Annotated in this window: 25 protein-coding genes; 19 read left to right on the top strand and 6 right to left on the bottom strand. The window is 39.0% G+C overall.

Features of this window, described 5'->3' with window-relative positions:
* Nucleotides 1–132 precede the first annotated feature (132 nt).
* From Q8M41_RS00545 to Q8M41_RS00520, 6 genes are all read left to right on the top strand, one after another.
* Nucleotides 133–1,062 (top strand): 5'-nucleotidase, encoded by a 930-nt coding sequence (locus Q8M41_RS00545; protein ID WP_305363279.1) that lies wholly within the window; start codon nucleotides 133–135, stop codon nucleotides 1,060–1,062.
* A gap of 105 nt (nucleotides 1,063–1,167) precedes the next feature.
* Nucleotides 1,168–1,419, top strand: a complete 252-nt coding sequence (locus tag Q8M41_RS00540) for a hypothetical protein (RefSeq protein WP_305363278.1) — start codon at nucleotides 1,168–1,170, stop codon at nucleotides 1,417–1,419.
* A 40-nt stretch (nucleotides 1,420–1,459) separates the two neighbouring features.
* Entirely contained in the window at nucleotides 1,460–1,792 is a 333-nt protein-coding gene (locus Q8M41_RS00535; RefSeq protein ID WP_305363277.1) for a hypothetical protein, read from the top strand.
* A 157-nt stretch (nucleotides 1,793–1,949) separates the two neighbouring features.
* A complete protein-coding gene (locus tag Q8M41_RS00530) occupies nucleotides 1,950–3,647 on the top strand; it encodes an AMP-binding protein (RefSeq protein WP_305363276.1) in 1,698 nt (565 codons plus the stop codon).
* A 139-nt stretch (nucleotides 3,648–3,786) separates the two neighbouring features.
* Complete coding sequence (locus Q8M41_RS00525) at nucleotides 3,787–4,230, top strand: septal ring lytic transglycosylase RlpA family protein (RefSeq protein WP_305363275.1); 444 nt, start codon at nucleotides 3,787–3,789, stop codon at nucleotides 4,228–4,230.
* 79 nt (nucleotides 4,231–4,309) lie between these two features.
* Nucleotides 4,310–4,696, top strand: coding sequence for a methionine-R-sulfoxide reductase (locus Q8M41_RS00520; RefSeq protein ID WP_305363274.1), 387 nt, complete (start codon nucleotides 4,310–4,312; stop codon nucleotides 4,694–4,696).
* Here the strand turns inward: Q8M41_RS00520 and Q8M41_RS00515 are convergent.
* Nucleotides 4,681–5,373, bottom strand: coding sequence for a trans-aconitate 2-methyltransferase (locus tag Q8M41_RS00515; protein ID WP_305363273.1), 693 nt, complete (start codon nucleotides 5,371–5,373; stop codon nucleotides 4,681–4,683). The two genes, Q8M41_RS00520 and Q8M41_RS00515, sit on opposite strands and share 16 nt — an antisense overlap.
* A 67-nt stretch (nucleotides 5,374–5,440) precedes the next feature.
* Between Q8M41_RS00515 and fabG the strand changes: the two genes are divergently transcribed.
* The 11 genes from fabG (at nucleotide 5,441) to Q8M41_RS00460 (ending at nucleotide 16,940) form a co-directional block, all read left to right on the top strand.
* Nucleotides 5,441–6,184 (top strand): 3-oxoacyl-[acyl-carrier-protein] reductase, encoded by a 744-nt coding sequence (fabG, locus tag Q8M41_RS00510; protein WP_305363272.1) that lies wholly within the window; start codon nucleotides 5,441–5,443, stop codon nucleotides 6,182–6,184.
* Nucleotides 6,185–6,367: 183 nt separating this feature from the next.
* Nucleotides 6,368–7,093 carry an SIMPL domain-containing protein gene (locus Q8M41_RS00505; RefSeq protein ID WP_305363271.1) on the top strand — a complete coding sequence of 242 codons (726 nt, stop codon included), beginning with the start codon at nucleotides 6,368–6,370 and terminating at the stop codon, nucleotides 7,091–7,093.
* Between the two features lie 53 nt (nucleotides 7,094–7,146).
* Nucleotides 7,147–9,234, top strand: a complete 2,088-nt coding sequence (locus Q8M41_RS00500; protein WP_305363270.1) for a hypothetical protein — start codon at nucleotides 7,147–7,149, stop codon at nucleotides 9,232–9,234.
* 20 nt (nucleotides 9,235–9,254) lie between these two features.
* The gene (locus tag Q8M41_RS00495; protein ID WP_305363269.1) at nucleotides 9,255–9,578 is read left to right on the top strand and encodes a hypothetical protein; all 324 of its coding nucleotides are present in this window, start codon (nucleotides 9,255–9,257) and stop codon (nucleotides 9,576–9,578) included.
* Nucleotides 9,579–9,652: 74 nt separating this feature from the next.
* Nucleotides 9,653–9,892 (top strand): hypothetical protein, encoded by a 240-nt coding sequence (locus tag Q8M41_RS00490; RefSeq protein ID WP_305363268.1) that lies wholly within the window; start codon nucleotides 9,653–9,655, stop codon nucleotides 9,890–9,892.
* A gap of 384 nt (nucleotides 9,893–10,276) precedes the next feature.
* Nucleotides 10,277–11,464 (top strand): HlyD family secretion protein, encoded by a 1,188-nt coding sequence (locus Q8M41_RS00485; RefSeq protein ID WP_305363267.1) that lies wholly within the window; start codon nucleotides 10,277–10,279, stop codon nucleotides 11,462–11,464.
* Complete coding sequence (locus Q8M41_RS00480) at nucleotides 11,461–13,635, top strand: peptidase domain-containing ABC transporter (protein ID WP_305363266.1); 2,175 nt, start codon at nucleotides 11,461–11,463, stop codon at nucleotides 13,633–13,635. The genes Q8M41_RS00485 and Q8M41_RS00480 overlap by 4 nt, the downstream gene beginning before the upstream one ends.
* A complete protein-coding gene (locus Q8M41_RS00475; RefSeq protein WP_305363265.1) occupies nucleotides 13,632–13,889 on the top strand; it encodes an HTH domain-containing protein in 258 nt (85 codons plus the stop codon). The genes Q8M41_RS00480 and Q8M41_RS00475 overlap by 4 nt, the downstream gene beginning before the upstream one ends.
* A gap of 1,439 nt (nucleotides 13,890–15,328) precedes the next feature.
* Nucleotides 15,329–15,514 (top strand): hypothetical protein, encoded by a 186-nt coding sequence (locus tag Q8M41_RS00470; protein WP_305363264.1) that lies wholly within the window; start codon nucleotides 15,329–15,331, stop codon nucleotides 15,512–15,514.
* Nucleotides 15,515–15,519: 5 nt separating this feature from the next.
* Entirely contained in the window at nucleotides 15,520–15,732 is a 213-nt protein-coding gene (locus Q8M41_RS00465) for a hypothetical protein (protein WP_305363263.1), read from the top strand.
* 698 nt (nucleotides 15,733–16,430) lie between these two features.
* Entirely contained in the window at nucleotides 16,431–16,940 is a 510-nt protein-coding gene (locus tag Q8M41_RS00460; RefSeq protein WP_305363262.1) for a CPBP family intramembrane glutamic endopeptidase, read from the top strand.
* A gap of 171 nt (nucleotides 16,941–17,111) precedes the next feature.
* Here the strand turns inward: Q8M41_RS00460 and Q8M41_RS00455 are convergent, their stop codons facing one another.
* The 3 genes from Q8M41_RS00455 to carA all read right to left on the bottom strand — a co-directional run bounded on the left by Q8M41_RS00455 (nucleotide 17,112) and on the right by carA (nucleotide 20,278).
* Nucleotides 17,112–17,411, bottom strand: coding sequence for a septum formation initiator family protein (locus tag Q8M41_RS00455; RefSeq protein ID WP_305363261.1), 300 nt, complete (start codon nucleotides 17,409–17,411; stop codon nucleotides 17,112–17,114).
* Between the two features lie 337 nt (nucleotides 17,412–17,748).
* The gene (gene eno, locus Q8M41_RS00450; protein WP_305363260.1) at nucleotides 17,749–19,041 is read right to left on the bottom strand and encodes a phosphopyruvate hydratase; all 1,293 of its coding nucleotides are present in this window, start codon (nucleotides 19,039–19,041) and stop codon (nucleotides 17,749–17,751) included.
* 136 nt (nucleotides 19,042–19,177) lie between these two features.
* Nucleotides 19,178–20,278 (bottom strand): glutamine-hydrolyzing carbamoyl-phosphate synthase small subunit, encoded by a 1,101-nt coding sequence (carA, locus tag Q8M41_RS00445; RefSeq protein ID WP_305363259.1) that lies wholly within the window; start codon nucleotides 20,276–20,278, stop codon nucleotides 19,178–19,180.
* A gap of 253 nt (nucleotides 20,279–20,531) precedes the next feature.
* On the opposite strand from carA, the gene panB reads away from it, so the two are divergent.
* Both panB and Q8M41_RS00435 read left to right on the top strand, forming a co-directional pair.
* Complete coding sequence (gene panB, locus Q8M41_RS00440) at nucleotides 20,532–21,347, top strand: 3-methyl-2-oxobutanoate hydroxymethyltransferase (RefSeq protein ID WP_305363258.1); 816 nt, start codon at nucleotides 20,532–20,534, stop codon at nucleotides 21,345–21,347.
* Nucleotides 21,348–21,360: 13 nt separating this feature from the next.
* Nucleotides 21,361–22,092, top strand: a complete 732-nt coding sequence (locus Q8M41_RS00435; protein ID WP_305363257.1) for an RluA family pseudouridine synthase — start codon at nucleotides 21,361–21,363, stop codon at nucleotides 22,090–22,092.
* A gap of 154 nt (nucleotides 22,093–22,246) precedes the next feature.
* On the opposite strand, the gene Q8M41_RS00430 is transcribed toward Q8M41_RS00435, so the two are convergent.
* The gene (locus tag Q8M41_RS00430) at nucleotides 22,247–23,089 is read right to left on the bottom strand and encodes an oxidoreductase (protein WP_305363256.1); all 843 of its coding nucleotides are present in this window, start codon (nucleotides 23,087–23,089) and stop codon (nucleotides 22,247–22,249) included.
* Nucleotides 23,090–23,214: 125 nt separating this feature from the next.
* On the bottom strand, nucleotides 23,215–24,450 hold the full coding sequence (locus Q8M41_RS00425; RefSeq protein ID WP_305363255.1) for an isocitrate dehydrogenase (NADP(+)): 1,236 nt from the start codon (nucleotides 24,448–24,450) through the stop codon (nucleotides 23,215–23,217).
* Nucleotides 24,451–25,132 lie beyond the last annotated feature (682 nt).

The raw sequence follows: 25,132 nt of genomic DNA, 5'->3' as shown, positions 1-25,132 counted from the left end.
TGGTTAAATCAAGCTTTGTGCATCCATCAAAGTTTGTGGTTGGTTGACAGTGAAGTGCTTCGAAATTGCCACCTTCGGGTAGCTGCAAAACGTTAGCAGCAATTATAAACCAAAACCCAATAAGTTAAAAATATGCCAGATTTTACAAATACTTTAATTGTTGGAATTTCTTCCAGAACACTTTTTGACCTTGAAGAGGAAGACAAACTATTCAAAGAAAAAGGAATTTCTGAATATAGGAGAGTTCAAAGAGAAAAAGAAAATGAAGAACTCAAACCAGGAACTGCTTTTCACTTGGTTCAAGCCTTATTGAATCTAAATAAACTATCAACAACCAATAGACTTGTTGAAGTAATAGTTATGTCCAGTAATAGTCCAGAAACAGGTGTGAGAGTATTAAATTCTATCAAAAGTTTAAATCTTGACATTACACGCTCTGCATTTACTGGCGGTGAAAAAATTGCAAGTTATATAGAAGCCTTTCAAGTAGATTTATTCCTTTCTAAAAACGAACAAGATGTTCAAGAAGTAATTGACTCTAAAACTGCGGCAGCAGCTTTAATTTTAGAACCTCCAACTAATTTTCAATCTGAAAAGGACACTGTTAGAATTGCATTTGATGCAGACGCTGTTTTATTTTCGGACGAATCAGAACAGATATATAAATCACAAGGAATGGATGCCTTTCATAAAAATGAGAGTGACAATGAAAATATCCCATTAAAAGAAGGACCACACGGTAAGTTGTTAAAAACTCTATCAAGAATTCAACAGTATATGGATACAACAATTGAATTGACACCATTACGTTTAGCAATAGTAACTGCGAGAAACAGTCCTTCCCATATGAGAGTGATAAAAACTTTAAGAGATTGGGACGTTTATGTAGATGAGGCATTTTTTCTTGGTGGAATGCCGAAAGACAAAATACTTAAAGCATTTAATGCTCATATTTTCTTTGACGACCAAGATGTACATTTAGACGGAGCAAAGAAAGTAGTGCCTTCTGCAAAAGTACCATATAGTTCTGACTCACCTTTAAAGAAAAAGAAAGAAAAATAGCTGGTGTTATCAGCAGTTTGGCAAAATGGCGGGTTCAGTGCTTCTAAAACCGCCAATGCGCCAAGCTGCAAAACATTAGCGGTAAGTTTAAATTCACAATAGAAAATGAAGAATATTGAAAAATACAAGGAAGATCTAAAACATTTGATTGACAAGGGAGATAACTTGGATGTTTCAATAAAATATGAATGTTACCCTGAAAAAATTGCGGAACAAATCAAAGCTGCATTCAAGGATGAAAAAAAAGTGCAGGAATACATTAAAAAAATACTTCCTTTCAATAAAGAATATCAAAGTTGGTATTCAGAATCTCTTGTCTTAATTAAATATTTTAAAGGCCATAAAAAGACGATTTGAAAGCACGCTTTTCGATATAAGACAGTTAGTTCAAGCAGACTTGTTTGATAGTGAACTTGATGCAGCCAAAGAACTTAATAAAAATAAATTTACACGGGGTGCCGGTGCAATTGCAGGAGTAGTCCTTGAAAAACATTTGGGACAGGTTTTGACTAATCATAATTTGAAATTAACAAAAAAGAACTCGTCAATTTCGGACTTTAATGATATTTTAAAATCTTCAGGAATTTATGATACTCCGACTTGGAGGAAAATTCAGCATTTAGGTGACATAAGAAACTTGTGTGACCATAGTAAAACAAGGGAACCAAAACAAGAAGAAGTTGATGAACTTATATCTGGTGTGACAGCAATTATTAAGACGGTATATTAAAAAACCTGCCGCCAAAAGACGATTGGCTCAATGGCGGGTTAAGTGCTTCTATGACAGTTTAGTGCAAGGTTTAAGCTTTGTGCTGCTAATGTATATTTGTGCTGAAAATCCGCCACTGCGCCAAACCCCAAACCCTTACCTTCAATAAAAACACAAAATGGATATCCTTAATTTTTACTCAGAAGTAATCAGAAACATCGAAAAAGGAGAGTTGAATTCGCTTTCATCCTTACAACTCGATAAACCAGATTTCTTCAATTGGGTTGAAGATATTTTCTATCCGATGAATGTTTTAAAGCATGGAAATTCTGATGCCTTGATATGGAAGTATAAAAACTCAAAAAAAGTTTTTTCATTTGAAGCTATCTATAAATTATCAAATCAATTGGTCAATTATATCAGAAAACATGGTGGTCAGAAGGGAGACATAATTTACTCGGTTTTACCATTAATCCCTGAAAATTGGATAAGTATATTGGCAACAATTAAAGGTGGGTTTATCATAATGCCAACCGCCACGAATCTGACCGTTCACGATCTATTGTATCGGTTTAATACCCTTTTACCTCAAATTATTATCGCTCACATTGACCATGCTGACCTGATTGACGAAGCCGAAAAAAAGCTTGGAGCACAAATCGGACTCAAGATCATTGTGGGAGGTCAAAAATATGGCTGGAATAGTTTTGAAGATATTCATGATGAAGAAAGGGATGCAAGTACGGTAAGAACTAAATCTGATGATCCATTTTTGTATTTCTTTACCTCTGGAACAACGGGTTTACCAAAAATTGTTGTTCATACACATTTTACCTATCTTTTTGGACATTTAACAACTTCTTCCTGGCTGGGATGCCAAAGAGGTGACATCCATTATAATATTTCTTCACCAGGCTGGGCAAAATTTGCATGGTCCAGCTTTTTTGCTCCCTGGAATTGCGGTACAACAATATTTGCCAATCAAACAGACAGCTTCATTGCTAAAGAACAATTAGAGGCAATGGAAGAATTTAAGATTACAACTTTTTGCGGATCGCCTACAGTCATAAGAATGTTGATTCAGGAAGATATAAGTATTTATAATTTAAGCCTTAGGTCTTGCTGTGCCGCCGGCGAGCCATTGAACCCCGATGTGATTGATAAATGGGAAAAAGCTACGGGTGTTGCAATTCGTGATGGATATGGGCAAACTGAGACCACTGCCTTGATTTGCAATTTACCGGGAAACGACTTGAAACCTGGTTCAATGGGCAAGCCCACTTTTCTATATGATATAGGAATTTTTGATGATGATGGTAATGAAGTCCCACCCCTGGAGGAGGGTGTAATTTGTGTTCAGTTAAACACCATGAAAAATAATGGATTGTTTATAGAATACTTAAATGACAAAGAAAGAACTTCATTGGTATTCAGGCATAATTTATATTACACTGGCGATAAAGCATATAAGGATGAAGAGGGCTATGTTTGGTTTGTAGGTAGAAATGATGATATAATTAAAGCATCCGGATATAGAATTGGCCCTTTTGAAGTTGAAAGCGCTCTTATAGAACATGAAGATATTGTAGAGGCAGCTGTAATAGCAAGTCCTCACCCAATAAGAGGGTATGTTGTTAAGGCATTTATTATGCTGAGAGAAGGAGTCAGTCCAGGTAAGATGCTGGCAGATAACATATTTTCATTTGCTGAAAAACGATTAGCAAATTATAAGGTGCCAAGAATAATAGAATTTCCTGATTCATTGCCGAAAACCATTAGTGGTAAGATCAGAAGGATAGAACTGAGGGTTAACGAAGCTAAGCATCGTCTAAATCCAACGGATAAGGAGCATGAACATTTCCACAAAAAATATTAGCACATCAAGCTGTAATATCACACCTGAGCAATAGAAAAAGAGATTTGGTCTCTAATCCATATAATGCTGCAGGAGGTTGAATTTGCTCTTTCGGCTCAAAATCGCGACCTTTGCATTTATTAACCAATGAATGAAGCAGATGAAAACACTAATTTTTATACTCTTCAGCTTTATTTCAATTTCTTCGATTTCGGCACAACAAATAGATTTACAGAAGGATAGTATTCAGACTGATAGCATACTTAATCAAAATTTCCGGACTGATAGTCTCCGTATTGTTAAAGGAAGGGCTACTTATTATGCCAGTAAATTTCATGGCAGACGCACCGCAAACGGCGAAATTTTCAACAATAGGAAAATGACTGCCGCCCATCTTAAATTACCTTTCGGAACTTTTGTGACGGTAACTAATCTGGAAAATGGGCGTACTGTTGAAGTCAGAGTGAATGATCGTGGTCCTCATTCTAAAGTCTTTATTATTGATCTCTCCCAGGCAGCTGCCAGAGAACTTGGGTTCTATGGGAAGGGCGTCGCAAAAGTGGAGATCTGTTATCAAGTTCCGAAGATTAAGCCAGGCTCATAGATAATTCAAATTGTATACTCCATGTCATATCTCCACGCGATTTGAACTCTTTTAGGCAGCTTACTTATATTTGTCTTAAATGGAATACAACAAATTAACACCCGAAGAAGAATACATCATCCTGCATAAAGGCACTGAGAGACCTTATTCAGGAGAATATCTCGAAAATAAGAAGTCAGGAGTTTACTGCTGCAGGCAATGTAATTCTCCTTTGTACCGTTCTGAAGATAAATTTGATTCTCATTGCGGATGGCCAAGTTTTGACGATGAAATTGAGGGTGCAGTGAAGAAACTGACCGACAGAGATGGCAATCGGACAGAAATATTATGTAATAATTGTGGCGGCCACTTAGGGCATGTTTTTGAAGGTGAAAAATTAACTCCGAAAAATACCCGTCATTGCGTGAATTCACTTTCAATGAAATTTGTACCTGTGGTGAATCTGTCTGCTCAGCGTTTTTCCTGAGTTTTTTTTGCCCAGAATACTCCCCACATTAAATACTTAGAGAGCAGGTCGACCTGTTTGAAACCGACATTTTCCAGCTGATTGAGGTGCCAGCCTACCGGACTATGATGATCATGTGCATCCTGGTGCTCCATCCACATCTTCCAGTTTTCCTCGGTTGAGCCAAGTTTTATGGCTTCCTCTTTCCAGCATGAAATATTCTTTTTATAGATCTCATCGGTAATTCCCCTGGTTTGATCTGCAAAAATAAATAGGCCATTATATCTCAGGGCACTGTATACATCCTGATATAATTGTATTTTAAATGGGTCTTCAATGTGGTGAATTGCTATACTAGACATCACCAGATCATAAGTACTGTACTCAAGGCTCATCTGTCTGAAATCAGCCTTGATGTAGCTGATATTTTTAGCGCCGGGAAAACGCTTTTTGCACTCATCCAGTATATCTTCGGAAAGGTCGAGTGCATGGATCTCGGCATCCGGAAAGTGGTTCAGTATCTCCTGGGTCAGGTTTCCGGTACCACATCCCAGGTCAATAATACGCTTTGGCTTAAAACTTTCAGGAATATACCGGAACATGTTAAAAAGCATTTCATGATAGCGCGGTACACATTTACTGATTAGTTCGGTATAGCTGCTGCTTAATTCGTCATAAAATTGTTCAAGATGTTCCATAGCATACTCCTGTTGATAAAATTTAATTTATTTTTGGAAAATTTCTAGTTTCAATTTAAAATCCATTATGAAATTACTTGAAGGAAAAATAGCATTAATTACCGGAGCATCAAAAGGGATTGGCCGAAAGATCGCTGAAAAATTCGCTGAACATGGTGCAGATGTAGCATTTACCTATCTTTCTTCTGTTGAGAAGGGTGAGGCTTTAGAAAAGGAGTTGCAAAGCTTTGGAACCAAGGTCAAAGGATATCGTTCGGATGCTTCAAAATTCGATGAGGCTGAGAAACTGATCAACAACATTGTGGCTGATTTTGGAAGTCTGGATGTTGTAGTCAATAACGCAGGTATAACGAAAGATGGTTTATTGATGCGTATGACTGAAGAAAACTGGGATGAAGTTTTAAACGTCAACCTTAAATCTATCTTCAATGTAACCAAGGCTGCATCAAAGATTATGATGAAGAACAGAAAAGGTGTATTCATCAATATGAGTTCAGTTGTAGGAGTGCAGGGAAATGCCGGGCAGGCAAATTATGCAGCTTCCAAGGCCGGGATTATTGGATTCTCTAAATCAGTTGCCAAAGAACTGGGTTCAAGAAATATCCGTTCCAATGTTGTTGCTCCGGGTTTTATCAGAACCGAAATGACCGAAGTGCTCGATCCAAAGGTAGTTGAAGGCTGGGCACAGGCAATCCCTTTGAAACGTGCAGGTGAAACTGAAGATGTCGCAAATCTTTGCGTATTCCTGGGCTCTGACATGAGTTCTTACATCACGGGGCAGGTGATTCCGGTTGATGGGGGGATGCTGTAGGAGATGTGAGGTCAGAGATATGAGGTCTGATGTCTGAGGTACGAGATCTGAGGGATCAATTTACTTTTCCTTTCATCTTTCTGCTTTTAGCTTTCTGCTTTAAGCTTTGCGCTTTCTGCTTTCATCCTAAAGATGGTATAGAATTTGTCATTGTTGTTTATAATTTATGCTTAAATTAATATCATGATAAACAATCGCTTCATCATTCCATTTGCCATTTTAGGATTTTCCCTGATCGTTTCTACTTTCATATTTTCAGGTACATGGCGAAAGATTAAAAGTGAGAACCAGACGATCACTGTGACAGGCTCTGCCAAACAGGTTATTGTTTCTGATCTGGGGGTATTGCGTGGAACTCTGAGTGTTGAGGCTGCAACGGCTTTAGAAGCTTATCGTTTACTTCAGGCTCAAAAGCCGATCCTAATGGAATACTTTAAGTCTAAAGGCTTTACCAGCGATAAAGTTAATGTACAAACGATCACGTCTTTTCCTAATTATTCATTTAATCAGCAGGGACAGAACACGGGTATCAGGTCTTTTAATGCCTCTCAAATGATAGATATCTCAGCTTCTGACGTTCAATTGATTAAAGCGATGTCTATTGAGATCAGTTCATTGGTTGAGCGGGGAGTTAATTTTCAGGTTAATCAGCCTGAATATTACTATACCAAAATCGGAGATATAAAAATCGAGATACAAGCGGCAGCCGCCAAAGATGCTATGATTCGTGGCGAGCGGATTGCAGAAGCTACAGGGCGGGAACTGGGAGCTCTCAAAAGTGCAAGAATGGGAGTGCTACAAATCACTCCCGAAAATTCAAACCTGATTTCTGATTATGGTGTGAATGATGTCAGTTCCATCAGAAAGGAGATAATTGCGGTGGTCAATGCTAATTTCGAGATAGATTAATATCTCATGAAAGATTGAAAGCTTAGATTTAAAAAGGCATATTTGTATTAGCTATGCCGCTATTATTTCAAATTCAATTTACTTCAGAAAGCTATTTATGGCTCCTGGCCTGTATGGGATTGGGTATTTCTTATGCCTTTCTTTTATATAAACCATCCGGGCATCTTCATAAAACCCTAAGATATTTTCTATTTGCTCTCAGATCTATTGCAATTTCTACGATCGCATTTTTACTTTTTTCTCCTCTCGTCAAAACAATTAACCGCACAGTTGAGAAACCCTTAATTATCCTTGCTCAGGATAATTCAGCTTCAATCCTTCTCTCCAAAACCAAAGATTTCAACTGGCGAAAGTATAATAATCAGCTCAAAAAACTTGAAAAGGATCTCTCGGCTGATTATGAGTTACGTACATTCAATTTTGCCGAAAAAATCAAAAGTGGACTTGATGTAAAGTATGATGGCTCTCTGACGGATATTTCATCGGTTTTTAAGCTAATCGATGATCAATTCTCCAACCGCAATATTGGGGCTGTCATTATTGGAACTGACGGAATTTATAACAGAGGCTCAAATCCGCAATATGAGAGTAAGAATCTCAAAGCACCAATTTATGCCATTGCACTTGGTGATACTATTGCAAAGCGTGATCTTCTGATCACCAACGTGAATTATAACAACATTGCCTATCTGGGTAATCAGTTTCAGATCGGGGTAAGTATTGAGGCTTATCAATCGGAAGGGAGTACTTCCATGCTTACAGTTAGTTCAGAATCAGATGTTCTCCTATCAAAACCTGTATCGATCAATTCCAATGAATTCCGACAAACTATTTTACTGAACTTACCTGCAGAAAAAAAGGGGGTTCAATCCTACAAAATCAAACTTGCAGCTCTTTCAAACGAGTTATCCCTGATCAATAATGCTCAAACCATTTTTGTAGAGGTTATTGACGGGAGAAAGAACGTTCTGATTATTGCCAATGCCCCTCATCCGGATATCAGCGCAATCAGACAATCCATCGAGATCAATAAGAACTATTCAGTAAAGGTTCGTATGGGCCAGGAGGCTACTCCGGCAGAAATTCAGGAAGCAGGTCTGCTTATTTTGCATCAGGTGCCTTCAATCAGTAATAATGCCATGGATGTACTGAAGTTGGGTGCTGCCAAGCCTATACTTTATGTTTTGGGTGCTCAGAGTAATATTCCTGCTTTTTCTGCATCACAAAGCTTAGTTAGCCTTAATTCAAGCGGGATGATGCAGGAAGCTACCGCGGCTATTAAAACCGATTTTTATGCCTTTACACTCAGCGAAAACAGCAGGACAAAGATCAGTAATTTCGGGCCTCTTTTAACTCCGTTCGGCAATTATGGTTTGAAAGGGCCTTCAAGTCTGCTGATGAACCAGCAGATCGGAAAATTACAGACAGAAAAGCCATTATTATTGTTTGGAGAGGATGTTCAGCGCAGAATTGCCGTTCTTGCCGGGGAGGGAATCTGGCGTTGGAGGCTGGAGGATTTCCAGGAAAATGCCAGTCACGAGGCTATCGATGAGTTAATTACAAAAACCGTACAGTACCTCGTTAGCGCAGATGATAAGCGTAAATTCAGGGTCTATGCGTCAAAGAATACTTTTGATGAGAATGAACATGTCATTCTGAATGCGGAATTATATAATGATGCTTTTGAGTTGGTAAATACGCCTGATGTCAATATATCCCTTAAGAACAAAAATGGTAAAAGCTATTCATTCGTTTTTTCACGCACTTTAAACTCATATCAACTTGATGCCGGAGAATTAGTTGCCGGAGAGCACAATTATACTGCCGTTACAGCTCTTGGGAGTGTAAAACATCAGGCAGAAGGACAATTTATAGTAAGCAGGCAAGATTCTGAATATAAACAGAGTATCGCGAATCATCAGTTATTATTCACAATCGCAAAGCAGAATGGTGGTCAGATGCTCTTTCCTGCGCAGCTTGATGAACTACCGGCATTGATCAAAGCAAATGAGCAGGTGAAATCAGTATTTTATGAAAACCCAAAGTATAGTGAGCTTATAGATCTGAAACTATTATTTTTTATGATACTTGCTCTATTAAGTCTGGAATGGCTTTCAAGAAAGCGAAATGGCGAAATTTAATCTTCTTTAAAGCTAATCTTATGGAAGCGAATAAAACCTTATCTGTTTATAATAAAGTTAGGAAACTAACTAAAGAGGGAAAACTGCACTGGAATGAAGAGGCTGATGGAAATACATTTTACACTTCCATCAGTGACTTTAAGATCTATATTGGAAAAAGTGCAGGTACAATTTCTTTTGAACTCTTTAATCATTTAAACACAAAAATTGGCCTCTTAGAGTATGGCGGATATTCGCCGGATATAGAAGGTCTGGATTCTTTTTATATGCAGGTTAAGAAATTGATTACGAAAACTGAAGACGGGCTCGACGATCTTCTAAATCAGCTTGACAGGATAACCTGAGTTCGGTATAAGGAAGGTTAAAATAATAAGGTTATAATTGGTCAGATAATGCTCTGGTACACAGTGATTAGATTTTGGAAATCAATACCTATGTGTTATCGGCTGGTTCAGCCCTTTCCTCCGGAATAGTTCCGGCAAGAAATCACGTTCTCTTTCAAATTACCACCAGCCGGAAGCTACCTCCTCCGGCAAGGTTTATTTTACCCGGAGCTGTATTTCATTGGGACGGGCAGCCTGGAGCTGTTGGTGCGCGCGAAATGTCATTATTTGAGGATTACGATCCTGACGAAAGTCAGGATCTCCACCATTATTAAAAAAATGCATTGTCATTCTGGCGAAGGCCAGAACCTCCTGCCCCTTAAATAATGACATTGCGCGTGCGCTTGCCAGGAACGAAGAGAAACAGACCTTCCTTTCTAAAACAAGAGAAAATTATCCAATTTAAATAGCCTAAGAAAGATTTTATATTCGACCCCACGTTAAATTACCATAATATCTTAAAATTCTATCTTGTAAAACGGGCTTTGGTGGCAATTTCTGATTTTCTCAAATACCTGCCGTTAACTTGACAGGAGATACCGCTTGCTAAAATAAATCGCATCAAATTCAGGTTTAAGACCTTCAAGAGTACATTTATTTCAGGTAATTGAATTAGATCTTAACAATTACCAGGACTCTTAAAATGTAAATTTCCGAAAATGTCAGTATCAGCCTGGAATGATCAGCATACTCCCTTAGCATCAATTGGATATAAGTACAATTCCGGTGCAGGCAGTGGGATTATATATACTGTCATCCTATCTGCGACCATCATTGCCTTGATTTTGCTACCTTTCATTCCTATTCAGATCAGTATTAATAGTCAGGGTGTGATACAGTCGTCCTTAGAGCGCATAGAGCTTTTTTCATCAGTAAGTGGAAGGATAGTTGAGGTCAGGATGAAGGAGAATCAAAGTATATCAGCCGGGGATACTGTTCTGGTCATTGATTCATCTTTACCCGGACAACAAAGAAAAATTTTAAGCAGACGATCAGAACTACTCAGTCAGCTTCTTGAAGATGTGGGACGGATAGTCAATCATGCTAGTCCTCCGGATAAGTCCACAGCTGAGCCGGTATTTTTAACTGAGCAGTATAGAGCTTCCTGGCTACAGTTCCGTCAGGAATTCGAAGAACGCCTTTTAAATAGAGATCAGGCAGAACGAATTTTCAGGAGGTATAATACCTTGTATGAAAAGGGAGCAATTACTCTGTCAGAAAGTGAAAAGCTCAGATATGAATATGATAAAGCCATATCTGATCAAACCCTGCTAATAAACCGATGGAGATCACAATGGGAAATGGAAGCTGGCGGCTACCGGAGGGAGCTGAGCGAATTGCTTTCGCGGGAGGCTGAAATTGAAGAACAGAATAAGTTGTTTACCCTTCGGACCCCTGCTAATGGTTCGGTACAAAGCCTAGTTGGCATGCAGGCAGGTTCTTATGTCTTTGCAAACCAGAAGATTGCAGAAATTTCTCCAAATGCTCAATTGATTGCTCTCTGTTATGTTAAGCCAACAGATATTGGCCTGATCAGAAAAGGTCAGTTGGTAAACTTTCAGGTTGATGCCTTCAATTACAATCAATGGGGTTTGATTTCGGGCAAAGTAATTGACATTTCAGATGATATTATTTTCTCGGATCAGGGAGTGGCGGTCTTCAAGGTACGTTGTGTACTGGAGAGTGATTATTTGAAACTTAAGAACGAGTATAAAGGATACCTCAAAAAGGGAATGAGTTTCACTGCCCGCTTTATGGTCTCAGAGCGTACTTTGTTCCAATTGCTTTATGATAAACTCGACGATTGGCTAAATCCAAATTTTTCGGCCGCATCTCCTGAAATATGAACATCCGGGTAAAACAGCGTGACATATCTGATTGCGGGGCAGCTTGTCTGGCCTCAGTTGCGAGTTTTTATAATCTTGATGTTCCGGTTGCGAGAATCCGGCAGCATGCCGGAACAGATGTAAAGGGGACAAATGTTGCCGGTATGCTTGAAGCTGCCGTTCGACTTGGATTTGAGGCAAAAGGGGTTAAGGGAGCTTTTGAAAGCCTTTTAAAAATACCACTTCCGGCAATCGCACATGTCATTGTCAATGCTCAACTTCATCATTATGTGGTCATCTATAAGATAAATAAGGATAAGATCAGTATCATGGATCCTGCTGACGGGAAATTGCTTGTGAAAAAGCTGAACGATTTCAGAGAGGAGTGGACCGGGGTATTGATTTTATTAGCACCGGATGACAATTTTGTTCAGGGAAATCAAAAAATAAGCTTTTACAGACGTTTCTATATACTTTTACAGCCTCATCGTTCCATTCTTATCCAGGCTTTGTTCGGTGCTGTAATCTATACCCTCCTGGGACTCTCCATGTCAATTTATGTTCAGAAGATTGTAGATTTTGTGCTGGTTGATGGGAACAGGAATTTACTCAACCTCATGAGTGTCGGGATGTTCATCATACTTCTTCTGCAGGTATTTATAGGCACCCTAAAGGGTATTTTTATTATTCGAACAGGGCAAATGATTGATGCCAGACTCATTCTGGGCTATTATAAGCATCTTCTTAAACTACCTCAGCAGTTTTTTGATACAATGCGGGTTGGTGAAATTACTTCCAGAATTGGGGATGCTGTAAAGATTCGTTTGTTCATAAATGATGTATCCATCAATCTGGCGGTAAACTTTTTTATGCTGGTATTTGCTTTCGCGATGATGTTTAGCTATTACTGGAAGCTTGCGCTGTTTCTCTTGGTGCTCATCCCATTCTATTCTGCTATTTACCTGATTACCAATAGGCTCAATAAGAAGGTTCAACGGAAGCTGATGGAGAATTCGGCAGAATTAGAATCTCAACTTGTAGAAAGTTTGAATTCGGTTGGAACCATCAAACGTTTTGGGCTTGAGGAACATGCGAATCAGAAAACTGAAATGCGGTTCATGAAACTACTGACAACGGTTTATAAATCCGGTCTGAACGCAGTTTTTTCAGGATCTTCTACCGAGCTGGTTTCCCATTCATTTACTATTATATTACTTTGGGTCGGTGCAGGATTTGTTCTGGATAAGCAAATCAGTCCGGGTGAATTACTCTCTTTTTATACCCTGATAGGCTATTTTACAGGACCGGTTTCTTCTTTTGTGGGGATGAATAAAACTGTTCAGGATGCGATCATTGCTTCCGATCGCTTATTTGAAATTATGGATATGGAGCAGGAGAGCGAGGGTCATAAGTTTGAACTCGAAAGAACAAACCTCGGAAATATCAGGTTCGTTGATGTTTCCTTTCGATATGGTTCGCGGGTCATGGTTTTTGATAAATTAAATTTGGAGATCCCATATCAAAAAATGACAGGAATAGTCGGGGAGAGCGGATCCGGAAAATCTACCCTGATGTCTATTCTGCAGAACATTTATCCTGTTCATAATGGTCAGGTTTTTATCGGGGATTATGCGATAAAACATATCAGTAATAACTCCTTGCGCCGAATCATTGCTGTAGTACCACAGAAGATAGACCTTTTTGCCGCTGATGTAAGCACTAATATTTCTATTGGAGGTGATGAGCCTGATATGAAGAAGATTCTGGGTATTTGTACAATGCTTGGAATTACCCAATTTATTGATGACTTACCTAATGGATTTCAAACCCAGCTTGGTGAGAATGGAGCAAGCCTTTCGGGTGGACAAAAGCAGAGAATTGCGATAGCCCGTGCTCTGTACCGCGATCCTGAAATCCTCATTTTGGACGAAGCGAGTTCTTCCCTCGACCCGGTGTCTGAAAGATATGTTCAGAATGCAATAGAATTTTTGCTTTCTGAGAAGAAAACAGTGATTGTGATCTCCCACCGCCTCAGCAGCATTCAAAGTGCAGGAAAGATCATTGTTTTAAAAAATGGAAAAGTGGTGGAAGAAGGAGAGCATGCTGAACTGATAGCTTATCATGGAGAGTATTATCACTTGTGGACTCAGCAAATGCCTATGGAATTTCACGGTTTAATTGATACCAAATGAAGCTGCTGGAACAAATTGAGCGTATTAACCGGCTGCATGAGTTGATCAAGCATCGGCGAACAGGTACCCCAGATCAGCTGGCTCAAAGACTAAATCTATCTACTTCGATGGTTTATAAACTAATTGACGAGCTTAAATTGCGGGATGCTCCCATTGTTTATTCCCGTCAGTTGGGTACTTATTATTACAGCCGTAGTTTTCAGATGAAGATATCCATTGATTTTAAAACACTCACAGAGGAGGAAATGCCGTGATAGTTGAAGTATTGAATGTGGTTTTATGATTCTGAGTTGTACATCCAAATGATTTACAATCAAGGCTTGCTGATCATTTCCAATCATTGATGTCCGATTAAATTGAGGAATATTTAAAAGATTTAGATTTATGCTTTTCAATTTGACATTTTAGCTAATTTCAAAATAAGCAGCCCCTCTCAACCTTGCCTCCCTCCATTGCCGGGGGGCGAATTTCTTTTGAAGGCCAAAAGGAACAAAAGCCTTCTTCAATCCCTAGGTGCCTTGGTCACAAACCCACACACATCAAAAAAAAAAACGATCGCTGCTTTTGGGGATATCGGGATATGAAAGCATTCCGGGTATGACCCCAAAATCTAATGCTCGGAAGTGCCATTTGAATGAGTCTGCTTCTTTTTTTTGATTTTGCTGGCACTGGTCCCGGTTTTAAACCGGGAGAATCGTCCTTCGGATAGGCTAATCTGATATTAACGGATTTGGGACAGTGCTTTGGCTTACAACCTTTCATAAATTACTGGTATTGCCGATTGCAGGGAACGGCATTCCGGGATTTGGCAGGAAAGGCGCACTTTTTCCCTGCATTGACAGTCATAGATTACTGCACTTAAGCAATCCGGAGAAGTGTTGCAGAATCACTCATCACTTAGTCTGCCAAAAACACGGCTTGGATTGCACCGATAGGAAAAAGTGTGGATTTACAACAAATACCTGGAAGCCGCGGCTCTTTTGCTTACTTTTCCAGCTGCAGGGAAAAGTAAGTGCCCTTCCGCCGCAAAGGCGGACTAATTTAATAATTGGCGCTAATTTTTATTTTAACCGGATACTAGTGATTCCCAATTGATGGTCATTGAACCTCAATTACCGTTTACTCATTGATCTGCCAAATAATTTTTCAAATAGATAAATATGTTTATTTTTTCTATAATTTCTTTTTAATCAACCACTTAAACTCAACAACCTATGAGAATTATGCTAAATTAATCTGGTTTGCAGTCTTTGTTTTAATTGTTTTGGCTTTTTCTTTTATTGGGAAGATCTGGCAAGAGGTTTTAGGGATGGGTATAATTCTGTACCTAAATAGCATGAAAACCCAAGTCCTGAACGTTTGCTGATTCATTAATTATATCGGCGCATTCATCCAGGTGTTTGCGAATCGTTTTAGCAGATGAACGGCTCGTTTTATCGATAAGCAAGAAGGCTGAAATCTTAAATTTCTGCCAATCCGGCCATTGGAATACCCTGAACGCTGTAGCCGGTTAAGTAATTCCTATTCATTTTAATACGCTGATTATTAGACATTACTATTTAAAATTATTTTCCTCACTATAGTTTTTTTGTATTGAAGATGTTTTACTTAGACTATCGCGATCAATGCTGTACGGCAGAAGGCAGAAACCGAAAAGCCTGGAAAGAGTAGGTATTTATCATAATGGGAAAACATGAATAATTTGAATTTAGTTGAGATTGATAAGGAGGAAGCTTTGTCAATCAGGGGAGGAAGTGTAATTGAAAAAATCCTCAAGAGGACATGGTATGGTGCTGCATTTTATTATGTGATGGATAATTGGGAAGACATAAAATCAGGTGCTGGAAGTGCGTACGATGATTATTATAATAAAAAATAATTGCTATGAAAAAGAAAAGAATAGAATTGCTTGGATGTCAGCCTCTGACTTCCGCTGAGTTGCTATCCTGCAATGGTGGTGATACACCTGGTCAAGGAACGAGTTTTGCCAATGACCTGGCCTACTATGTCTCATATGGGTTGTTTTGGACCATTGACATGGTAAGAGCATTCGGCGCAGGTGCTGCTAAAGGCCAGAAATTGAGATTTCAGGCCTAATGACAGTATGGGCAGGTTAGATGTTAGCTAGCCTGCCTGTATTTTTAACCTAACCTTAATTTAGAAATGGTATTAATTAATTCGAAAGTAAATTTAAAAGAAAGCACTCTTTCAAGTATTCGAGAGTTAAAAACTCCAAACCTGATTCTCTATGTGCTTGCATTCAACTTGACACTTGCATTCATTTTTGCAGCGATTCGGAATGATTTTTTATATATAATTCACGCTAATTTCTTACCATTCGATAGTTTATATGAAGAACTTTTAATCGTTCTATTCATTGCCCCACTTTCTGAAACCGTCCTTTATCAGTATGCGATAATTGATATAACTCTTTTTTTGTCAAAACTCATGTTTAAGAAGGAATTAATTATACTATCTATTATTCTTTCCGCAATATGCTATTCATGGAGTCATTTATATGATTATATCTACATGACTCAAATGGTAATTTCGGGTCTCTCGTATAGTATTTTTTACACTCTTATCAAACAAAGGAATATGAATGCATTTCTTTATTCATTTATAGTACATGTAGTAAGTAATTTGCTTGTGTTGGGCTTAAACATATTTAATGAAACAATCAGGCAATAAGCTTTAGTGTTATGGCTATTTGCATATATAATTCTTAGCTGAGTAATTATATTATTTTATATTTCTGATACAGAAATCGTTTATCTAAAAGTTAAACTTCAGACATGATCTGCCAGATATTCTATATGGATACCAGAGAAAATATTCTTCATGCTTTTCGAAAAGTTAGCACACCTCAGCTTATTCTGTTGACAGTACTTGTACATTTGATTTTTTCATTATTGAGCTCTTATTTTTCTCAATTTTGGGGTCTTCGAGTATCTGCTAATTTTCCTCCATTTGAGAGTATTAAACAAGAATTTTTTGCAGTGGTTATTTTTGCACCATTTGTAGAAACCCTCATCTTTCAGTACTTCCTAATCAATCTGACCATCTCATTGACCAGGTTTTTATTTAAAAAGGAATCCATTGTGCTGTCTATTATCCTGCCGGCAGCAGTATTTGGCTTAGCCCACACTTATAATTATATCTATGTGGTCACTACATTTGTTGTTGGGATGCTTTTAAATGCTTTTTATATTATTATCAAATACAGAAAGCAGGATGCTTATAGTTGTACCACAATTGTTCATGGACTTTATAATTTATTTATTTTCGGACTGAAACATATTTAACAAGTTCCATGGGATGGAGCAGGTGATAAGATTTTAAAAGAAAGAGGTAATTAGATTCCCTGCTTTATTAATTGATTTTACTTCTTAATTGAATAATTACCAGATATATTAAGAAGAGTAGAAAATTATTTGTAGAAAGGAGATTAGAGCGATCTAGTTAAAATGGGATTTTTATTTCTTCGCTTTCTCTGTAATAATCACAAAAACATCCTCATTCTCTTTTTTCATGAGATATTTTTCGCGGGCGAACTTCTCCAGCTTTGTCTTGTCTGTAGTCAGTTCATTGAGGTCTCTAACTGCTTTTTCGGATTCTTTGAGATAGAATTCTTTTTCAGCCTGAAGTTTGTTCAGTTGTGTGTGGTATTCGTATTGTGACATCAGATCATTACGGTCGAAAAATAACATCCAGGTCAGAAATGCAATGCCTGCAATGAAATACTTATTACGAATCAGATCTAAAAAACGGTACATCAATACAAATATAAAACAAAAACATCCCGGGATTGTAAATTCCGGGATGTTTTAATACGTCTTATTATCAACTTATTAACAAACAGGAATTAATGCCCTCGTTTTAAAGGCTATCGTGTACCCGAATCTATTCGCCAGCTCTTATTTTTAATTGCATTGCAATGACCCGGAACGGGTCAAATGTTTATAGCACTAAATTAACGCGGAAATCCCGCCCGCCCTGGGCGGGCGCATGTAACAAAGCAACACATGCGACCACCTTCAGAGTCGGTTGGACGCCTGATTATATGAGATAAAATTTGTGGGTACACGGTAGGTTTTATAGTGTGTTTTTTGTTTATTTAACGTACTTAAAGTTCTTTCCCAGAAAGCGTGCACTGCTGCCAAGTTCTTCTTCAATGCGCAGAAGTTGATTGTATTTCGCTATCCTGTCTGAACGTGATGCAGAACCTGTTTTGATTTGTCCGCAATTTAATGCTACAGCAAGATCTGCAATTGTATAATCCTCAGTTTCTCCTGAGCGGTGACTCATAACCGAAGTATAGCCGCTGTTTTGTGCTAATGAAACTGCATTAATTGTTTCGGTCAATGTTCCGATCTGGTTTACTTTTACCAGGATAGAATTGGCTGTATCAGTATCAATTCCTCTCTGCAAACGCTTTACATTCGTAACAAACAGGTCATCACCTACTAACTGAACTTTTGATCCGATTTTTTCGGTTAATAATTTCCAACCATCCCAGTCATCCTCGTCCATTCCGTCTTCAATTGAGATGATCGGATATTTTTCAGTTAAGGATACAAGATAATCCGCTTGTTCTGCACTTGTTCTTATTGCACCTTTTGGACCTTCAAATTTGGTGTAATCATATTTTCCGTCCTTGTAAAACTCAGAAGCGGCACAGTCAAAGGCTAGGAAGATATCTTTTCCAGGAGTATAGCCTGCTTTTTCGATCGCTTCCAGAATTGTCTCAACCCCATCTTCAGTCCCCTCAAACTTAGGAGCAAAGCCTCCTTCATCACCAACAGCTGTTGATAAGCCCCTGTCGTGCAGGATTTTTTTCAGGGTATGGAATACTTCCGTTCCCCAACGTAAAGCTTCAGAAAATGATGAAGCACCGGCTGGCATGATCATAAATTCCTGAAAAGCGATCGGAGCATCAGAATGTGAGCCGCCATTCACAATGTTCATCATCGGGATTGGTAAAGTATTGGCATTTACACCACCAATATAACGGTATAAAGACTGGCGACTTTCCTGAGCTGCAGCTTTGGCTACGGCCAAAGAAACACCAAGAATAGCATTGGCTCCCAGATTTCCCTTATTTTCAGTTCCGTCTATTTCGATCAATAATTTATCGATACTGTTTTGCTCAAATACATCAATACCCTTTAGTTCCCGGGCAATTTTATCATTCACATTGGCTACAGCCTTTAATACCCCTTTCCCAAGGTAAACCGACTTGTCCCCGTCGCGAAGCTCCACAGCTTCGTGAACACCAGTAGATGCTCCTGAAGGTACTGCCGCACGGCCAAGAATGCCATTTTCGGTGATTACATCAACTTCTATGGTTGGATTTCCGCGTGAATCCAGAATTTGTCTTGCGTGAACGTCGAGAATTAAACTCATGATATTATTTTATTAAGAAATGTATATATTCTGATTACATAGTGTACTTAATACACTGAATGTTATATTTTTAAAAATACTCATTTTCGGGAGCATTGAAAGAATTTCTGGTCTGTTTTCAGGAAATGGAGAGAAATTAGTTATTCATCAAAGCCACAAAATCATCAAACAGATACCTTGAATCGTGCGGACCGGGAGATGATTCAGGGTGATATTGCACTGAAAATGCTTTCTTACCTTTCACTCTGATTCCTTCTATCGACTGGTCGTTCAGGTTCAAATGGGTAATTTCCACTTTATCTGAATTTCTGACATCCTCCGGAATTACTCCGAAACCATGATTCTGTGAGGTAACTTCACAGTGATTGATAATGATGTTTTTTACAGGATGATTCAATCCTCTATGTCCATTGAACATTTTCATTGTGCGGATATCATTAGCCAATGCCAGTAACTGATGACCAAGGCAAATACCAAAGAGTGGTTTCTCTGATTTTAAAACTTCTTTTACTGTCTCGATAGCATAAGGCATTGCCGAAGGGTCGCCGGGGCCGTTACTGATGAAATAGCCATCAGGGTTCCATTTTTCCATTTCAGCAAATGAAGTCTTTGCAGGAAATACTTTTGAGAATACACCTCTGCTATCAAAATTTCTGAGGATATTCTTCTTTACACCAAGATCCAGAACTGCAACACGTTTTGGGGCATTTTTATCGCCATACTCATAAGCTTCCTTTGTTGAAACCTGTGAGGATAGCTCGAGTCCGTCCATTGATGGAACCTTAGCTAATTTTGCTTTTAATTCTTCGATATCCAGTATTTCTGATGAAATGATTGCATTCATTGCACCTTTATCACGAATGTGTCTGACCAGGGACCTTGTGTCTACGTCAGAGATCCCAACGATCTTCTCTTCAAGAAAATAATCCTGTATGGAACTATCGGCCATTTTTCTACTGTAGGTAATATTGAAGTTTTTGCAAACCAGTCCGGCAATTTTGATATTATCTGATTCTATCTCTTCATTGTGGATCCCGTAATTACCAATATGGGCATTGGTAGTTACCATAATCTGTCCGAAATAGGATGGATCTGTAAAAATCTCCTGATATCCGGTCATGCCCGTATTAAAACAAATTTCGCCGGTTGTTGTACCAATCTTTCCAGCCGCTTTTCCGTGGTAAACAGTTCCATCTGCAAGTAATAGAACAGCAGGTAATTTGATGTAATTATTCATTTATTAAATATTGAAAAGGGATTTGAAAATCAATTGAAAAGCAAAGATTCCGGAAGATTTTCCGTTGTGTTGAGGTTTGAACACTGAAGTTTTTTACTTCATTTATCACGGGGGACAAAATTAGTGAATAAATACTAAAAGTAAAAGAGATTTCTGATGAAAATTTGTATTGTTTTTCAATTTCTGATAAAGAATATTATGGAAGTATTGTTTCATTTAATCCTAACTTTGAGCCAACATAAATTCCTGCTACATGTCTGTACACAAAGAGGTAAAGCGGATCACTACAAATACGATCCAGGAAATGAAACAAAAGGGCGAAAAAATCGCCATGTTGACTTCTTACGATTATTCAATGGCTACCATTGTTGATGAAGGTGGAATCGATGTTATCCTTGTTGGTGATTCAGCTTCAAATGTAATGGCCGGACATGAAACTACGCTGCCAATTACACTGGATCAAATGATCTATCATGCCCAGTCTGTGGTCAGGGCTGTGAAACGCGCCCTTGTTGTGGTTGACCTTCCATTTGGTTCATATCAGGGAAATTCAAAAGAAGCTCTGAATTCGGCAATCCGGATCATGAAAGAATCAGGGGCTCATGCCGTAAAACTGGAGGGGGGACTCGAGATACGTGAATCAATTGAACGAATCATTACAGCAGGAATTCCGGTAATGGGACATTTGGGTTTAACTCCGCAGTCGATCTATAAATTTGGTACTTATACAGTTAGGGCTAAAGAAAAAGCCGAAGCCGAAAAGTTGAAACAGGACATCATGGTTCTGCAGGATGCCGGCTGTTTTTCTGTAGTGCTCGAAAAGATACCTGCAAAACTTGCTAAAGAAGTAACAGATTCTGTTAAAATTCCAACCATAGGGATTGGGGCTGGCCCTCATTGCGACGGACAGGTTTTGGTTATTAATGATATGATCGGATTAACCAAAGGGTTTAAACCCCGCTTTCTGAGGCAATACCTCAACTTGTTTGATCAGATTAATGGCGCTGTGCAATCCTATGTGAAGGATGTGAAAAGAGGCAACTTCCCGGATGAAAAGGAACAATATTAATTAATACCTCTTCATGGCTGCTCCCGAATATAAGAAAGCTAAATTTCCTGTCCTTGAGGCAGATATTACCGATAAAGATATTTTATTTGAAGACAATCATCTGATTGCAGTAAATAAGCGTGCTGGTGATATCGTGCAGGTTGATGATACAGGCGACGAATCTTTGGACGAGAAAGTTAAACGATACATCGCCCAAAAGTACAATAAACCAAACGGGGCATTTTTAGGTGTGGTGCATCGCCTCGACCGGCCCGTAAGCGGAGTAATTCTATTTGCCAAAACCAGTAAAGCCCTTGATCGCATCAATAAGATGTTCAAGAGCAGGGATATGCATAAAACCTATTGGGCGGTGGTAAGAAACTGTCCGGCCATTGAACAAGGCACTCTGGTACATTGGCTTGTGAAAAACCCTCAGAAAAACGTAACCAAGGCATATGACAAGGAGGTTCCAGGTAGTCAGAGAGCAGAACTTCATTACAAATTAATAGGAGAGCTTGGAGGTTATTATCTGATAGAAGTAGATCCGATAACCGGTCGTCCCCATCAGATTCGTGTACAACTTTCAACAATGAATTGCCCGATTGTCGGGGACAATAAATATGGCTACCCCCGCGGCAGTCTCAAAAAGAGCATTTGCCTGCATGCCAGGAGGTTGCAGTTTTTGCATCCTGTAAAGCAGGAACCTGTCAGTATCTTTGCTCCCTTACCAAAGGATGGATTTTGGGAGCGATTCGAGAGCTTTTAGTACTGATACCTTATCTGAGTCAAGAGCCAAGAGCCAGGAATCACGACTAAATTTTGGTTCATTTGAAACTTAATTTTAAGAACAAAGAGCAAAGAACAAGGAATAATTCATTTGATTAATATTATGACTGCCCCTGATACCTCATACCCCAATATCACTCTTCAAACGAAGTATCCAGACTAACAGCCTCCCATTTTAAGAATTCCTCTTCCACAGCTCTGAATTTATCGCGGATCGCATCCAGGGCTACTTTACCTAATAGCAGGCGAAGCGGAGGATGTTCTGAATTTACTGCAAGAAGTATAGCTTTGGCGGCTTTTGCAGGATCTCCCGGTTGTTTTCCACTGGTACTTTGAAGCAGACGGAGTCTTGCACCGGAACTTAACTCATAATCTTCAATTTTATTTTTGGCGCTGACTGAGGATGTACCCGCCCAGTCGGTACGGAATGGTCCGGGTTCTACGAGTGTTAAAAGAATATTCAGGGGCTGAAGTTCTAATGCAAGTGCTTCACTCATTCCTTCAAGCGCGAATTTACTCGCATTGTATAAACCTGTTCCTGAATTTGCACGTAAACCCGACATCGAAGAAATCTGAAATATATGACCTGACCTTTGTTTTCTCATGATGGGCAATACTGCCTGAGTCATTGCCAGCACCGCAAAGAAATTTGTTTCCATCTGCATTCTGGCTTCCTCCATACTCAACTCTTCGATTGCTCCAAATAATCCATAACCTGCATTGTTTACCAGAACATCTATCCGGCCTGATTGAGCGATAATTTGCTCTATGACTGACTTTATCTGCCCATGATTGTTGACATCCAGCTGAATTCCGAAGGTTTTACCTGGTACCAATTCATTGAATGCAGAGATCTGTTCAGGTTTTCTGAGAGTACCATAAACGATCTCTCCCTGCAAGGCTGCTTCTTTTGCCAATGCCCTTCCAAGTCCACCGGAAACACCGGTAATGAGCCAAATTCGGTTTGAAGTATTCATGCTGCAATTTACTAATTATGAGTAATACTATTGAACATCCGGATTTATGAATAAATCAGATTTCAGCGCAAAAAAAAATAGCCGCCATAATTAAATGGCGGCTATCTATATAATTCAAATTGGAATTAAGCGAGTTTTGCTTTTAGATTCTGGTCAATAGCATCCAGGAATTCTTCAGTGTACAGGTAATGATCTCCATGGCTTACTTTGTTTCCATGGATACAAACAGCAAGATCCTTGGTCATTTTTCCACTTTCTACGGTCTCGATACAAACCTGCTCTAAAGCATGGCAAAAATCGATTAATGCCTGGTTATTATCCAGTTTACCGCGGAATTCAAGACCTCTGGTCCATGCAAAGATTGATGCAATCGGATTGGTTGAGGTTGGTTTTCCAGCCTGGTGATCACGGTAGTGACGTGTTACTGTCCCGTGAGCTGCTTCAGCTTCCATCGTAGAACCATCCGGTGTAATCAGTACTGAGGTCATTAATCCTAAAGATCCGAAACCTTGGGCAACTGTATCCGACTGAACATCACCATCATAGTTTTTACAAGCCCATACAAAGTTACCGTTCCACTTCAATGCAGAAGCAACCATGTCATCAATCAGACGATGCTCATAAACAATACCTGCTTTATCGAAAGCTGCTTTAAATTCATTCTGATAAACTTCTTCAAAAATATCTTTGAAGCGACCATCGTATTTCTTTAAAATTGTATTTTTTGTAGAAAGGTATAGAGGCCATCCTTTTGACAATGCCTGATTAAAGCAAGCACGGGCAAAACCGTAGATACTTTCGTCGGTATTGTACATTGCCAGGGCAACACCATCACCTTTGAAGTTATAAACCTCGAATGATTGTGTTTCACCGCCATCTTCAGGACTGAAAGTAATGGTTAACTTACCTTTTCCTTTAGTAACAAAATCAGTTGCACGATACTGATCACCAAATGCATGACGACCGATACAGATTGGAGCAGTCCAGTTTGGTACCAGGCGCGGAACATTGCTCATCACAATTGGCTCACGAAAAACAGTACCGTCAAGAATATTTCTGATCGTACCATTTGGCGACTTCCACATTTGCTTTAGCTTGAATTCGGTAACACGTGCCTCATCGGGAGTGATGGTTGCACATTTGATACCAACGCCATATTGTTTGATCGCATTTGCTGCATCAATGGTTACCTGATCGTTAGTTTCGTCCCGGTATTCCATTCCAAGATCGTAATATTTAATATCAAGTTCCAGGTATGGGGTAATCAGTTTATCTTTAATAAACTTCCAGATAATTCTGGTCATTTCATCACCGTCTAATTCTACTACCGGATTTGCAACTTTAATTTTTTGTACTGACATATACTTAATAATGAGGTTTTTGGAATTTCGACAAAGATAGGAATTTTGAATACACCTGAAAATCTGAGAGTGAGGAAAATTCAGGTAATTTTTACGTTTAAGAGGTATTCGAAACTACAGGACACTAATCTACCTGTAATTACCATTAATTAATGTTTTGTCCGAACGTAAAAATATAGATAGAATAGGTTCACTAGTGCCTAGTAAAATAAAAATTGTCCTAAATATTAAAATTAGTCCGCCTTTGCGGCGGAAGGGCACTTACTTTTCCCTTCAGCTGGAAAAGTAAGCAAAAGAGCCGCGGCTTCCCGGTATTTGTTGTAAATCCACACTTAATCCTATCGGTGCAATCCAAGCCGTGTGTTTGGCAGTTAAAGTGTTGAATGAATCTGCAACACTTCTCCGGATTGCTTAAGTGCAGTGCAATATTATAGTTAATGTAGGGATTAAGTGCGGCTTTCCTGCCAAATCCCGGAAGGCCGGTCCCTGCAGTCGGCAATAGCGGTAATTTATGAACGGTTGTAAGCCCAGAGCACTGTCCCAAAACCGTTCATATCAGATAAGCCTTTGCGAAGGACGATTCTCCCGGTTTAAAACCGGGACCAGTGCCAGCAAAATCAAAAAAAAGGAGCAGATTCATTCATATTGTACATCCGAGCATCAGATTTTGGGATCATAACCG

The organism is Daejeonella sp., from assembly GCF_030684675.1.
Classification (GTDB): Bacteria; Bacteroidota; Bacteroidia; order Sphingobacteriales; family Sphingobacteriaceae; genus Daejeonella.
The sequence above is the reverse complement of the archived record's forward strand: the minus strand, read 5'-3'. Positions and strand labels throughout refer to the sequence as shown.